Raw genomic sequence first — 12877 nt, forward strand, 5'->3', positions numbered from 1 at the left:
AGGGCACCTCCTCGGGCAGCGGGGTCACGGCCGCTCCCCCGTGTGCTCCTCGTAGGACCGGTACTCGACGCCGAGGCGCTTCAGGGTCTCGCGCAACCCGTAGCGGTCCAGGCCGAGTTGGCCGTCGATGAAGGCGGCGCGGGTGGCGGCCTCCTTGGCCTCGCGGGCCTCGGACCTCGCCACGGTCCCGGCCGCCCGCTCACGCGGGACGACCACGACACCGTCGTCGTCGGCGAGGATCACGTCGCCCGGGTCGATCACCTGGCCGTCGATGGCGATCGGCACGTTGACCGAGCCGCCGGTGGCCTTCACGGTGCCCTGCGAGGAGACCGCGCGGGACCAGGCGGCGAAGCCCATGTCGCGCAGCTCCTGGGTGTCACGGATGCCGGTGCCGGTGACGACCCCGCGCACCCCGCGCCGCTTCAGCGCGGTCGCGAACAGCTCGCCGAACAGGCCGTCCGTGCACGGGGAGGTGGTGGTGACGACCAGGATGTCGCCCTCGCCGCACTGCTCGACGGCCGCGTGGATCATGAGGTTGTCGCCGGGCCAGCTGAGCACGGTGACCGCGGTGCCGGCGATCCGCACGCCCTGCTGGATCGGGCGAATCCCCGGGCCCAGCAGGCCCGTTCGGCCCATCGCCTCGCTGACGGTGGCCACGCCGTACCGCGCGAGCGCGTCGACGTCCTTGAGGTCCGCCTTCGGCGGGCCGGTGACGATCACGCCGCTCATGCCAGCTCCTTCGCGATCTGCGGGTAGGGGCGCATGTACGCCTCGGCCATGGTCCTGTGGGCCAGCCCCAGGTTCGGGCCCGCGTTGCGCCTGAGCTGGACGCCCCGGCGCACGGCGAGGTCGGTGTAGTAGTCCCACAGGTGCTGCTGGGCGCCGAGGCACTCCATGGCCTCGCGTTTGGTCTCCCAGACCTCGGTGATGTCGAGGAGGACCTCGGGCCTGAAGCCGCTCATCTCGGGCTGGTGGGGCTCGAAGTAGAAGACCGGAGGGGCGCCGATGATCTCGCCCTCGCCCGGATAGCCGATGGCCTGCGCGAGGATCCGGGCCTGAAGCGCCATGCGGTTCGCGGCCGGGTGGTCGCCGTTGTACGGGTCCTCGACCGGGTGGGTGAGCACGACGTCGGGCTGGGTGGCCCGGTAGACCTCGACGAGCCGGTCGGTCAGCTCCGCGCCGGCGACCAGCGGGTAGTCGCCGGCGTCGAAGAAACGGACCTCGGCGCCGAGGGTGGCGGCGGCGCGCTCGGCCTCGTCCCGGCGCATGGCCTTGATCTCGTCGAGCTTCCTGCCCTCGCGCCAGGCCTTCGCGGACTCGCCGCGCTCGCCGAAGGTCAGGCAGACGACGGTGACCCTCTCGCCCCGGGAGGCGGCCAGCGCGATGGCTCCGCCCGCCCGCCACACGAAGTCCCCGGCATGCGCGGTGATCACCAGTGTCGAACGTGGAACGGCGGGCGCGCCTGACTGCGTCATAGCGGAACATCTCCTTGGAGTGGACAGGTTCGCGCCCGCCTCGCGCGGCTCAGTCGCGCAGCGCCTCGATCACGCCGGCGAGGTGGGCGCGGACGGCCTTCTCGGCCGCCTGCGGGTCCCTGGCCCTGATCGTCTCGATCATCGCCAGGTGCTCGTTCAGGGAGTGCTGCGGGCGTCCGGGGCGGAGCGCCAACTGGAAGCGGTGACGCACCAGTTGGGCGTTGAGCCGCTCCAGCAGATCCACGGCGGTCCGCTGGCCGGAGAACTCCCGCACCTTGGCGTGCAGCTCCTGGTTGAGCTCGGAGTAGGTCACCGGCTCACCGTCGGCCACGGCCTTGGTCATCGCCGTGCCCAGTTCGGTCAGTTCGGCGAGCTGCTCGTCGCTCGCCAGGGTCGCCGCCTTGGCCGCGCACAGCCCTTCGAGGACCATGCGGCACTCGGTGATGGCGACCGCCTCCTCGACGGTCACCACCCGCACCCGGGAACCCCGGTTGCGGATCCGCTCGACGAGACCCTGGGCCTCCAGATCGATGAGCGCGGCCCGGATGCTGGCCCGTGTCACACCGAACTGCTCGGCGAGCTCGTTCTCCACCAGCCGCTGCGCCGGTGCCATCTCGCCGTGCAGGATCGCCTGCCGCAGCTGCGCGAACGCGTGCTGCTTGGCCTGCTCCCCGGTGCTCGGACGGGCTTCTTTCGGCATCGTTGCCCTCCCTGAATGAGTGCCTGTCGAACCTAAATCTAGCCAGACAAGATTGTCAACAATTTTGTCTGCCGTATTGCGGTCACCGACCTTCGCGGTGCAACGCCTGCCGTCGACCACTGCTTGCTTGACTTAAGTAACTTTCTTCTGCTTGCCTAAGTCAAGCAACCCGCCCCTCGCGCCAGCCCGGAGGGCTCCAGAAAGTGAGACACCCCATGGCCACGATGAAGTCCGTCCTCGCCGCGAGGAACAAGGTCGACGTGGTGGACGTCGAGCGGCCCGTCCCCGGCCCCAAGGACGCCCTGGTACGGGTCCGGGCCTGCGGGATCTGCGGCACGGACACCTTCTTCCTCCACCTGGGCGGCATGCCCACCGGGGCGGACGGGTCGACGCGGGCCATCCCGCTCGGCCACGAGCCCGCCGGTGAGGTCGTCGAGGTGGGCGCCGAGGTGACGGGGCTCGCGGTCGGGAACCGGGTCGTCGTCAACCCGCAGGCCGCGCCCACCGGGATCATCGGCTGCGGCGGCGAACTCGGCGGCATGGACGAGTACCTGCTCGTCGAGAACGCCGAGGTCGGCACGAGCGTCGCCGTCCTCCCCGAGGACATGCCCTTCGACGTCGCCGCCCTCAACGAACCCATGGCGGTCGCCCGGCACGCCGTCAACCGCTCCGGGGCGAGGCCCACGGACAAGGTGGTCGTGTTCGGCGCCGGGCCCATCGGCCTGGGCGCCGCGATCTGGCTGAAGCTGCGCGGGGTGGAGCACGTGACCGTCGTCGACATCATCCCCGAGCGGCTGGAGACCGCCCTCTCGGTCGGCGCCGACGCGGTGGTCGACTCGGCCGTGGAGGACCTCACGGGGCGGCTGAAGGAGCTGCACGGCGAGGCCGCGAACGCGCTCGGGCAGCCGCGGGCCGGCACCGACATCTACCTCGACGCCGCGGGGGCACCGGCGGTCTTCGACTCCGTGATCGCCAACGCGAAGTGGCACGCCAGGCTCGTCATGGTCGCCGTGCAGAAGAAGGGCGAGGTGGATCTCGGCGGCATGCTGCGCAGTGAGCTCACGCTCATCGCGTCCCAGGGGTATCCGACGGAGATCTTCGAGGTCACGGCGGAGCTGGTGGAGCACCGGGAGCGGTTCGGGAAGCTCATCAGCCACCGGGTGCCGTTCGCCGAGGTCGGCCGCGCCTTCGAGCTCGCGCTGACTCCCGGGGCCGCCGAGAAGGTCGTGGTGACGTTCCCCTGACCCGCCCTACGTCCCCTGACCCGCCCTGCGTCCGCTGACCGCCCGACGTCCCGCACCGCCTACTTGATCACCGCGTTCGCCACCACGACCACCACGCCCAGCATCGCGTCCACCGCCCCGATCCCGATCGCGGTCGCCCACGAGCGGTGGGACCAGCGGGCCGTGACCAGGCCCAGGGTGAACAGGAGGGTGATGTTGAGGGCGAAGGCCGGGTATTCGACGCCGTTCGGGGGCCACCAGCCCCAGCCGGCCCCGGCCAGGATGACGGCCGTGGGCAGGACGGCCGCGACCAGGGGCCATTCGTCGGCCAGCGTACGCAGGGCGTCCCAGCGGCGGTGCGGGGCGCGCTCGGCGATGTAGTGGGCGTAGCCGTGCGCGAGGGCGGAGGCGAGGGCGGTCACCAGGAGCCAGGCGGCGTCGTAGCGGCGGCTGTTGCGGGAGGTGTGCCCGTACTGGGTGAGCGCGGCGACCATGGAGCAGGCCAGCACCGAGCCGTAGACGCCGCCGAACAGGACGGCCTCGCGGGTGTCGTGCGGGTGCGGCCGGGACGCGGCAGCCTCGGTGTCGGCCATGCCCTCCACGATCACCCGGGCCGCGAGGTGCCGCCAGTTCGCGACGGAGTGTCCTGCCACCTGCGCCGGGACTGCACACACTGTCGACGGACGGGCCGGGAACGATCTCGCTAGGGTCGCTCCATGGACCACAGCTTCGTACTGCACATCCCCGACGCCGAGCTCGAATCCGAGCCCCTCGCCCGGGAGCAGATCATCTCCGGGACACCCGAGGTGACCGGAAAGGTGGTCTGGGAGTCGCAGGACGGACGTCAGCTCCGGGGCATCTGGCAGATCACGCCGGGCGTCGTCACCGACACGGAGGCGGACGAGCTGTTCGTCGTCATCAGCGGCTCGGCGACCATCGAGGTCGAGGGCGGGCCGACGCTGGACGTGGGGCCCGGCGACATGGCCGTACTTCGCGAGGGCGACCGTACGACGTGGACGGTGCACGAGACACTGCGCAAGGCGTACGCGATCAACCTCTGACCGGGGCCAGGGGCGGGTGCGGCGGGCGCCGTCACGGGCTCTCCGGGGGCCCCGCCGTCGTCCCCCGGACCTCCAGCACCGGCACCGCGAGATCCGTACGTCCCGCTCCCCCGCGTCCCTCGAACCGGTCCAGCAGACAGCGGGCCGCCCGGCGGCCGACCTCATGGCTGGCGTTGTCGACGGTGGTGAGCCAGACGTGGCGCAGCCGGGCGATGCTCGTGTTGTCGTAGCCGACGACGGACAGGTCGCGCGGGACGGTCAGGCCCAGTTCCTCGGCGGCCGACACCGCGCCGATCGCGGCGATGTCGTTGAAGGCGAAGACGGCCGTCGGCCGGTCGGGGCGGCTCAGCAGCCGGACCGTGGTGCGGTAGCCGCCCTCCTCGGTCATGTCGCTCGGCTCGACGAGCGCCTCCTCGGCGAGGCCGTGCGCCCGCATCGTCGCCTCGAAGCTCCCCCGGCGCAGCTCGCCGACCGCCCCGTACCCCGCGATGTGCGCGACACGGCGGTGGCCGAGGCCGATCAGGTGCTCGGTGACCAGGCGGGCGCCGCGCTCGTCGTCGTTGGCGACCACGTCCACCCCTGGCAGCCCGGGTTCGCGCGCGCCGGCCACGACCACGGGGAGGCGTTCGGCCACCGCCCGGAGCGCGGCCGGGTCGGGCAGCGTGCCGACCACCACCAGGCCGTCCACCCCGAGGTCGAGGAAGGGGCCCGCCGGGTCCTGTCCGGTACGGCGGTTGAGACGCGCGTCGGCCAGGAGCATGCGCAGGCCGTTGTCGTGGAGCAGGGAGTTGAGGCCGTCGAGCAGGTCGACGAACCACGGGTTGCGCAGGTCGTTCAGGAGGACGCCGACCGTGCGGGTGCGCTGCTCGCTGAGGCTGCGGGCGGCGGCGTTCGGGCGGTAGCCGAGCTCGCGCACGGCCCGCAGCACGGCCTCCCGCTTCTCGGGACGCACCTGGTCGGAGCCGCGCAGCACGAGCGACACCAGCGACTTGGAGACACCGGCCCGCTCGGCCACATCGCGGATCGTCGGCGCTCTCATGGGCTGGACCGTTCCATGTCGCCCGGCGGCTTGTCAAAGGGTTGACAGCAAGCGAAGACGACGCCCAAGGTGACCGGGACAGATTATGGACCGGTCCAAAGAGGGGCTGTCAGTCATGGTGGACACGCTCGGCGTCGCCGTTGTCGGATTCGGCTGGATGGGGCGGGTGCACACCCAGGCGTACGCCCGTGTCCCGCACCACTACCCGCGGCTTCCCCTGCGTCCGGAGCTCGTGACGGTCGCCGAGGACGTGCCGGGCCGGGCCGAGGAGGCCGCCGCGCAGTTCGGGTTCTCCTCGACGACCCGCGACTGGCGCGAGGTCGCCGCCGACCCCCGCGTCAAGGCGGTCAGCATCACGGCGCCCAACTTCCTGCACCGCGAGATCGGCGTGGCGATGGCCGAGGCCGGCAAGCACATCTGGATCGAGAAGCCGGTCGGCCTCACCGCCGAGGACGCCCGGGCCGTGGCCGACGCGGCGGCCGGGGCCGGGGTGCAGAGCGCGGTCGGCTTCAACTACCGCAACGCACCCGCCGTCGAGGCCGCCCGGGAGCTGATCTCCTCCGGGGAGATCGGCGCGGTCACCCATGTCCGCGTCCGGCTCCTCAGCGACTACGCGGCCCACCCGCAGGGCGCCCTGACCTGGCGTTTCGAACGCGAACGCGGCGGCAGCGGAGTGCTCGGCGACCTCGCCTCGCACGGCGCCGACCTGGCTCGCTTCCTGCTCGGCGACATCGCCTCCCTCACGGCCGACACCGCGGTCTTCGTACCCGAGCGCGCCCGCCCCACCGGCGCCACCGCCGGGCACACCCTCGCCACCGGGACGCTCGGTCCGGTGGAGAACGAGGACTACGTCAGCTGCCTGCTGCGGTTCGCCTCCGGCGCCCGGGGCGTCCTGGAGGCCTGCCGGGTCTCGGTCGGCGAGCAGAACAACTACGGCTTCGAGGTGCACGGCACGAAGGGCGCGGTGTTCTGGGACTTCCGCCGCATGGGCGAGCTGGGCGTCAGCCGCGGTACCCGCTATCAGGACCAGCCGGTCAGCACGGTGTACGTCGGCCCGGGCGACGGCGAGTTCGGCGCCTTCCAGCCGGGGGCGGCCAACGCCATGGGCTACGACGACCTGAAGGTCGTGGAGGCGTACCGCTTCCTGCGTTCGGTCGCCGAGGGCAGGCCGTACGGGGCCACGCTGGAGGACGCCGTGCACAGCGCCGCCGTACTGGACGCGATGTCCCGGTCCGCGCAGAGCGGTGCGTGGGTGACCGTGTCGGGGTGACGGGGTCGGCATGACGGTCCGCCCTCGATCGGGGCGTTTCCGTGGACGGCTGGCTGGCCGGATCCGGACGGACGTCTACCACGGCATGTTGTACGGGGTGACCACCTGTATCGCCGACGGCACCGTCGGACCGGCCGGCGGCAGCGCCCCGTGCGCCCGCATCACGATGTGACACGCCTCCCGCATGTCCTGCCGCAGGTCGTGGTGCAGCACGGCCGACAGACGGTGTTCCCGCAGCAGCCGGTCGTTGTCGTGGTCGAGGTCGTGGGCCACGAACACCGCGCACTCCCGGCCCAGGTCCTCGAAGGCCCTGAGTGTGGCGATGTTGCCGCCGCCGATCGAGTAGACCGCGCGGATCTGCGGGTCCCGCTCCAGCGCGGCCCGGACGAGGTCGTACTGCGTGGCGTCCAGCCCCTGCCCCTCGGCGATCTCCACCACCGCCCGCTCGGGGTGGCGGGTGCGCATGGCGCTGCGGAACCCCATCTCGCGCTCCTCCTCGTTACGGAAGAAGCCGCTGCTGAGGCTGGTGAGGACGTTGCCGGGGCGGTCACCGAGCCACTGGCCCATGAGGTAGGCGGCGGTCGCTCCCGCCGCCCGGTTGTCGATGCCGACGTAGGCGAGGCGGGCCGTGGAGGGCAGGTCGGTGACGAGTGTGACCACGGGGATGCCCGCCTCCACGAGCCGCCCGACGGCCGCCGTGACCTCGGGGACGTCCGGTGCCTTGAGGATCACCCCTTGGGAGCCGCGCCGGGCTATGCGGTCGAGGGTCCTGGTCAGTTCCGTCACCGGGCCGGTCTCCCGGAAGTGGAAACGGGAGCGCAGGACGGCGGGGTGCAGCGCGGGCAGCTCGGCCTCCAGGGCGGCGCGCACGGCCGTCGAGAAGCGTTCCGGCGTCTGCATCACTATGTCGATCATGAAGGTGCGGCCGACCAGCCGGACCTGGGTGCGCTGCCGGTCCAGGTCGGTGATCGCCTGACGGACCTCGCGGGCGGTGTTCTCGCGGACGCCTCCCCTGCCGTTGAGGACCCGGTCGACGGTGGCCTCGCTGAGCCCCGCCTGACGAGCGATTTCCCGGATCGGGTAGGGGTGGCCCACGCGCCTGCTCCTTGAGGGGTTTTTGATGGCTGCCTGCTGGTTGTTCGACGCCTTTGTCATGACAAGAATGACAGCGCTGAGTCGCCCCTGTCACCGAGAGGACGCCGATGTCCTTCACCGCCGTACACCACCGCGCCTGGCTGTCCGAGCAGGACTGCGACCTCGCCTCGTTCCGCGCGCTCGTCGAGCGGACGACCGACCCCGCCGACTACCCGCACGCCGCTGCCGTGGAGCGGAACGTCCTGCTGTACGACGCCGAGCGGGTCCGCGGCGCCAAGGACCGCCGGGAGGTGCAGGAGGAGCTGGTGCGGGCCCTGACCGACGGCCCCGGGGTCGTGGTCTTCCAGGGGGCGTTTCCCGATCACGCGGTCGTCGACCGGTTCACGCAGGTCTTCGACTCGCTGATCCGCGAGCAGTACGCGGCGGGCACGACCGCGGGCGACCACTTCGCGAAGCCCGGCGCCAACGAGCGGGTGTGGAACGCGCTGGAGAAGGCCGCCCTGTACGACCCGGCGGCGTTCGCCGACTACTACGCCAACCCCGTCGTCGCCCTGGTGTCCGAGGCCTGGCTCGGCCCCGGCTACCAGGTCACCTCGCAGGTGAACGTGGTGAACCCGGGCGGTCTCGCACAGACCGCGCACCGCGACTACCACCTCGGATTCCTCTCCGACGAGGCCGCCGCGGCCTATCCGGCGCACGTCCACCGGCTCTCCCCCGTGCTCACGCTCCAGGGCGCGGTCGCCCACTGCGACATGCCCGTGGAGTCGGGGCCGACGCTGTACCTGCCGTTCTCGCAGCGCTTCGAGCCGGGCTATCTGGCGTGGCGGCGGCCGGAGTTCCAGGCGTACTTCAAGGAGCACCACGTCCAGCTGCCGCTGTCGAAGGGCGACGCGGTCTTCTTCAACCCCGCGCTGTTCCACGCGGCCGGGACCAACCGCACCACCGACGTACGGCGCATGGCCAACCTGCTCCAGGTGTCCTCGGCCTTCGGGCGCGCCATGGAGACCGTGGACCGGGAGGCGGTGTCGAACGCCGTCTACCCCGCGCTGCTGCGGCGGAAGACGGAGGGCGCCGACGCGGAGTGGCTGGACCACGTGATCGCCGCGAGCGCCGAGGGCTACCCCTTCCCCACCAACCTCGACAGCGACCCGCCGGTCGACGGCCTCGCCCCGCCCTCCCAGGCGGACCTCGTGCGGCGGGCGCTCGCCGAGGGCTGGACCCCGCGGACGCTCAGGGACGAGCTGCGGGCGGGCGCCGACCGGCGCACGAGCTGAAGCAGCGCCGCACAAGCTGAAAGGTACGGGCACATTCATGGGACTTCTCGACGACAAGGTCGTCCTCGTCAACGGCGGCAGCCAGGGGGTCGGTGCCGCCATCGCCCGGGCCGCGGTCCGGGAGGGGGCGGTCGTGGCCGTCACCGGCCGCCGCCCCGAGCCCGGTGAGGCGCTGGTGGCGGAGTTGGAGGCGGCCGGCGGCAAGGCGCTGTTCGTCCGCGCCGACCTGGCCGACGCCGAGCAGGCCAAGGCCTCCGTCACCCGGGTCGTCGAGGCGTACGGCCGGGTCGACTGCCTGGTGAACTCCGCCGGGCTCACCTCCCGGGGCACGCTCCTCGACACCACGCCCGAACTGTTCGACCAGCACATCGCGATCAATCTCAAGGCGCCGTTCTTCGCCATGCAGGCGGCGGTGGCGGACATGGTCGGCCGGGGGGCACCCGGCACGGTCGTCAACATCATCACCTCCTCGGCGCACGGCGGGCAGCCGTTCCTGGCGCCCTACGTGGCCGCGAAGGCCGGCCTCATCGGCCTCACCCGCAACGCGGCGCACGCGCACCGCTGGGACCGGGTGCGGATCAACGGCCTGAACATCGGCTGGACGGCCACCGAGGGCGAGGACGCCACCCAGAAGACCTTCCACGGCGCCGGCGACGACTGGCGCGAGGAGGCCGCGGCCAGGCTGCCGATGGGCAAGCTCGGCCAGCCCGACGAAATCGCCGACTTCGTGGTCCTCCTGCTGTCCGACCGGTCGGGCGTGGTGACCGGATCGGTGATCGACTGGGACCAGAACGTCCTGGGCGGCCTCGACTGACCTCCCCTCCCCCCGTGAGAACCCCGCAGAAACACCGCTCACCGGAAACACCCTCAAGGAGCTGTACCCCCATGCGTATCGGAATCCTCGGCCTCGGCCGCATCGGCGCCTTCCACGCCGAGACCCTCTCCGGACTCGACGCGGTCGAGTCGCTCGTGCTCACCGACCCCTTCGCGGAGGCCGCCAAGTCCGCCGCGGACCGGTTCGGCGGCGAGGTCGTCGACTCGCCCGAGGCCCTGCTGGCCGCCGGCGTGGACGGCATCGTCATCGCGGCCGCGACGGACGCCCACCCCGGGCTGATCCTGGCCGGTGTCGAGGCCGGCATCCCCGTCTTCTGCGAGAAGCCCGTCGCCAAGCACATGAGCGAGGGCGTCGAGGTCCTCAAGGCCGTCCAGGGCAGCGACGTACCGATCCAGATCGGCTACAACCGCCGCTTCGACACCGGATTCGTCAACGCGCGGGCCGCCGTCCAGGCCGGTGAGCTGGGCACGCTGCACACCGTGCGCTCGACGACCCTGGACCCGGCGCCGCCGCCGGCCGCCTACATCGCCGCCTCCGGGGGCATCTTCCGGGACTGCTCGGTGCACGACTTCGACATCATCCGCTGGGTGACCGGCCGCGAGGTCGTCGAGGTGTACGCCGTCGGCGGCAACCGGGGCGCCGACTTCATCAAGGAGGCAGGCGACGCCGACACCACCGGCGCGATCCTCACCCTCGACGACGGCACGATCGCGGTGGTCTCCAACTCCCGTCACAACGCCCGGGGTTACGACGTCCGCATGGAGATCCACGGCTTCACGGACTCCATCGCCGTCGGTCTGGAGGACAAGCTCCCGCTGCGTTCGGTCGAGCCCGGCGTGACGTTCCCGGCCGGCACCCCGCACGACTTCTTCATGGACCGCTTCACCGCGGCCTACCGTGCCGAACTCACCGCGTTCACCGAGGTCGTGGCCGGCACCCGTCCCTCCCCCTGCACCGTCGCGGACGCCCTGGAAGCGGGCTGGATCGCCGAGGCGTGCACGCTGTCGCTGCACGAGCACCGCCCGGTGACGATCGCCGAGGTCCGCTCCGCCTGATCCCGCCGCGTCCCGGGTCCCCGTGCCCGGGACGCACAGGGGTGAACGCTCCGCCCGCGACACCCGTTTACGGTCACGTGATCTCTCCGTACGACCATGAGAGCCGGCCGCGTCCGACCGACCCAGGAGTCACGAGCATGCAGGAGTTACCCGACACCGCAGGCCCCCGAACCGTGGCCGTCGTGGGCGCGGGACCCAGCGGCCTGGCCGCCGCCCGCGAACTGGAGCGCGCCGGGCACCGGGTGACCGTGCTGGAGGAGCAGGACACGGTGGCCGGGAAGTGCCAGAGCGTGCACCTCGACGGGCACGCCTTCGATCTCGGCGGCCACATCTGCACCAACAGGTACGAACGGATCGCGCGGTTGCTGACCGAACTGGGCGTGGCGACGGAGCGCACCAGCCGCTATCGCGTCCTCGACCCCGCGGGACGCGCCGTCCGCCAGTCGATGGCGTTCCTGCGCGACGGCTCCCTCCAGCGCTACCGGGCGCTGCGGGAACGGGAGTTCCCCCGCATCGGCGAACCCGGGCTCGCCCACTCCGCGCGGGCGCTCGCCGCCCCCGTCGCCCGCTGGCTCGCCGAGCACGGGCTGCGGTCCATGGCCGACTCCTTCGGCACCGGGTACGCGGCGGCCGGGTACGGCCACCTCGACGACGACGTTCCGGCGCTGTACTTCGTCAAGTACGCCGAGATGACAGGGCTGTTGGACCCCGGGCCCGAACTCCTCGGCCACCCGGGCGACTTCACCGTGGTGGGCGGGTTCGCCACGCTGTGGAACCGGGTCGCCGAGGAGCTGAAGGACGTGCGGTGCGGGGTGCGGGTGACCTCGGTGGAGCGCCGCGCGGACGGGGTGCGGATACTCACCGACTCGGGCCCGGTCGAGGCGGACGACGTGGTGCTCGCGGTCGCGCCGGACCGGATCCTGCCGGTGCTGGACGCCACCGACGAGGAGCGCGATCTCGCCGCGCGGATCCGCAGCAACGCCTACCACACCGTCCTCGCCGCCGCGTCCGGCCTGCCCGAGGACGCCTTCTACTTTCTCGCCGCCCACACCACGAGCCGCGAGACGTCCGGCCACTGTGTCTCGTACCACCACCGCTACCCGGACAGCGAGGTGCGGACCTTCTACTCCTACGGCCGCCCCGGCGACGTCACCTCGCTGCTGCGGGAGGACGTCGCGGCCCTCGGCGGGCGGCTGGAGGAGGTGCATCTGCGGCGTGAGTGGGCGTTCATGCCGCACTTCGGCAGCGCCGACCTCACGGACGGCGCGCTGGACCGGCTCGACGCGCTGCAGGGCCGGCACCGCACGTATCACCTCGGCGGACTGCCCGCGTTCGAGCTCGTCGAGTGCACGGTGGCGCACGCCCAGGACCTGGTGCGCCGCCATTTCCCGCCCGCGCAGGGGACACTGACCCGGCAGGGCCTTGGGCCTGCCACCATGGAGGAGGAACGGCAGACATGAGTGAACCGCTGCGCATCGGAGTGCTGGGAGCCGCGCGGATCAGCGCGTCCTCGCTGATCGGTCCGGCCCGGGCGACCGGCCACCGGGTCGTGGCGGTGGCCGCGCGCGACCGGGCCCGCGCCGAGGCCTACGCGGCCGAGCACGGTGTGGAGCGGGTGGCGGGCTCGTACGCCGAACTGATCGCCGACCCCGAGGTCCAGGTCGTCTACAACCCGCTCGCCAACGGGCTGCACGGGCCGTGGAACCTGGCGGCGCTCGCCGCCGGCAAGCACGTGCTGAGCGAGAAGCCGTCGGCGAGCAACGCCGAGGAGGCCGCGGAGGTGCGGGAGGCCGCCGCGAAGGCGGGGACGGTCTTCATGGAGGCCTTCCACTATCTGTTCCACCCGGTCA

The 12877-nt window shown here is 72.1% G+C and carries 14 protein-coding genes; 8 read left to right on the forward strand and 6 right to left on the reverse strand.

Annotated features, from left to right (window positions below):
• Window positions 1–24 precede the first annotated feature (24 nt).
• The 3 genes from AQI94_RS14785 to AQI94_RS14795 are packed head-to-tail and all read right to left on the reverse strand — an operon-like array spanning window position 25 to window position 2175.
• Window positions 25–729 carry a 4-carboxy-4-hydroxy-2-oxoadipate aldolase/oxaloacetate decarboxylase gene (locus tag AQI94_RS14785; protein WP_031060360.1) on the reverse strand — a complete coding sequence of 235 codons (705 nt, stop codon included), beginning with the start codon at window positions 727–729 and terminating at the stop codon, window positions 25–27.
• On the reverse strand, window positions 726–1475 hold the full coding sequence (locus AQI94_RS14790) for a PIG-L deacetylase family protein (protein ID WP_031060357.1): 750 nt from the start codon (window positions 1473–1475) through the stop codon (window positions 726–728). The genes AQI94_RS14785 and AQI94_RS14790 overlap by 4 nt, the downstream gene beginning before the upstream one ends.
• Before the next feature lie 49 nt (window positions 1476–1524).
• The gene (locus tag AQI94_RS14795; protein WP_031060355.1) at window positions 1525–2175 is read right to left on the reverse strand and encodes a GntR family transcriptional regulator; all 651 of its coding nucleotides are present in this window, start codon (window positions 2173–2175) and stop codon (window positions 1525–1527) included.
• Between the two features lie 215 nt (window positions 2176–2390).
• Here AQI94_RS14795 and AQI94_RS14800 point away from each other — a divergent pair, with 215 nt between their 5' ends.
• The gene (locus AQI94_RS14800) at window positions 2391–3419 is read left to right on the forward strand and encodes a zinc-dependent alcohol dehydrogenase (RefSeq protein ID WP_037945355.1); all 1029 of its coding nucleotides are present in this window, start codon (window positions 2391–2393) and stop codon (window positions 3417–3419) included.
• 59 nt (window positions 3420–3478) lie between these two features.
• Here the strand turns inward: AQI94_RS14800 and AQI94_RS14805 are convergent, their stop codons facing one another.
• Window positions 3479–3991: a hypothetical protein gene (locus tag AQI94_RS14805; RefSeq protein ID WP_031060349.1), complete on the reverse strand. Its 513-nt coding sequence runs from the start codon at window positions 3989–3991 to the stop codon at window positions 3479–3481.
• Window positions 3992–4114: 123 nt separating this feature from the next.
• Here AQI94_RS14805 and AQI94_RS14810 point away from each other — a divergent pair, with 123 nt between their 5' ends.
• Window positions 4115–4459, forward strand: coding sequence for a cupin domain-containing protein (locus tag AQI94_RS14810; RefSeq protein ID WP_031060342.1), 345 nt, complete (start codon window positions 4115–4117; stop codon window positions 4457–4459).
• 31 nt (window positions 4460–4490) lie between these two features.
• Here the strand turns inward: AQI94_RS14810 and AQI94_RS14815 are convergent, their stop codons facing one another.
• A complete protein-coding gene (locus tag AQI94_RS14815) occupies window positions 4491–5498 on the reverse strand; it encodes a LacI family DNA-binding transcriptional regulator (protein ID WP_031060333.1) in 1008 nt (335 codons plus the stop codon).
• Window positions 5499–5613: 115 nt separating this feature from the next.
• Here AQI94_RS14815 and AQI94_RS14820 point away from each other — a divergent pair, with 115 nt between their 5' ends.
• A complete protein-coding gene (locus AQI94_RS14820; protein WP_031060330.1) occupies window positions 5614–6768 on the forward strand; it encodes a Gfo/Idh/MocA family protein in 1155 nt (384 codons plus the stop codon).
• Window positions 6769–6843: 75 nt separating this feature from the next.
• Here the strand turns inward: AQI94_RS14820 and AQI94_RS14825 are convergent, their stop codons facing one another.
• The gene (locus AQI94_RS14825; RefSeq protein WP_031060325.1) at window positions 6844–7863 is read right to left on the reverse strand and encodes a LacI family DNA-binding transcriptional regulator; all 1020 of its coding nucleotides are present in this window, start codon (window positions 7861–7863) and stop codon (window positions 6844–6846) included.
• Window positions 7864–7970: 107 nt separating this feature from the next.
• Here AQI94_RS14825 and AQI94_RS14830 point away from each other — a divergent pair, with 107 nt between their 5' ends.
• The 5 genes from AQI94_RS14830 to AQI94_RS14850 all read left to right on the forward strand — a co-directional run.
• The gene (locus AQI94_RS14830; RefSeq protein WP_031060323.1) at window positions 7971–9137 is read left to right on the forward strand and encodes a phytanoyl-CoA dioxygenase family protein; all 1167 of its coding nucleotides are present in this window, start codon (window positions 7971–7973) and stop codon (window positions 9135–9137) included.
• 37 nt (window positions 9138–9174) lie between these two features.
• Window positions 9175–9951 carry an SDR family oxidoreductase gene (locus AQI94_RS14835; protein ID WP_020116692.1) on the forward strand — a complete coding sequence of 259 codons (777 nt, stop codon included), beginning with the start codon at window positions 9175–9177 and terminating at the stop codon, window positions 9949–9951.
• Between the two features lie 71 nt (window positions 9952–10022).
• Window positions 10023–11027, forward strand: a complete 1005-nt coding sequence (locus AQI94_RS14840) for a Gfo/Idh/MocA family protein (protein WP_031060319.1) — start codon at window positions 10023–10025, stop codon at window positions 11025–11027.
• Between the two features lie 137 nt (window positions 11028–11164).
• A complete protein-coding gene (locus AQI94_RS14845; protein ID WP_031060317.1) occupies window positions 11165–12487 on the forward strand; it encodes a protoporphyrinogen/coproporphyrinogen oxidase in 1323 nt (440 codons plus the stop codon).
• On the forward strand, window positions 12484–12877 hold a 394-nt coding region (locus AQI94_RS14850; protein ID WP_159050635.1), incomplete at its 3' end, for a Gfo/Idh/MocA family oxidoreductase. The genes AQI94_RS14845 and AQI94_RS14850, both read left to right, overlap by 4 nt.

Origin of the sequence: Streptomyces pseudovenezuelae, assembly GCF_001513955.1 — a bacterium.
GTDB classification, from domain to species: Bacteria; Actinomycetota; Actinomycetes; order Streptomycetales; family Streptomycetaceae; genus Streptomyces; species Streptomyces pseudovenezuelae.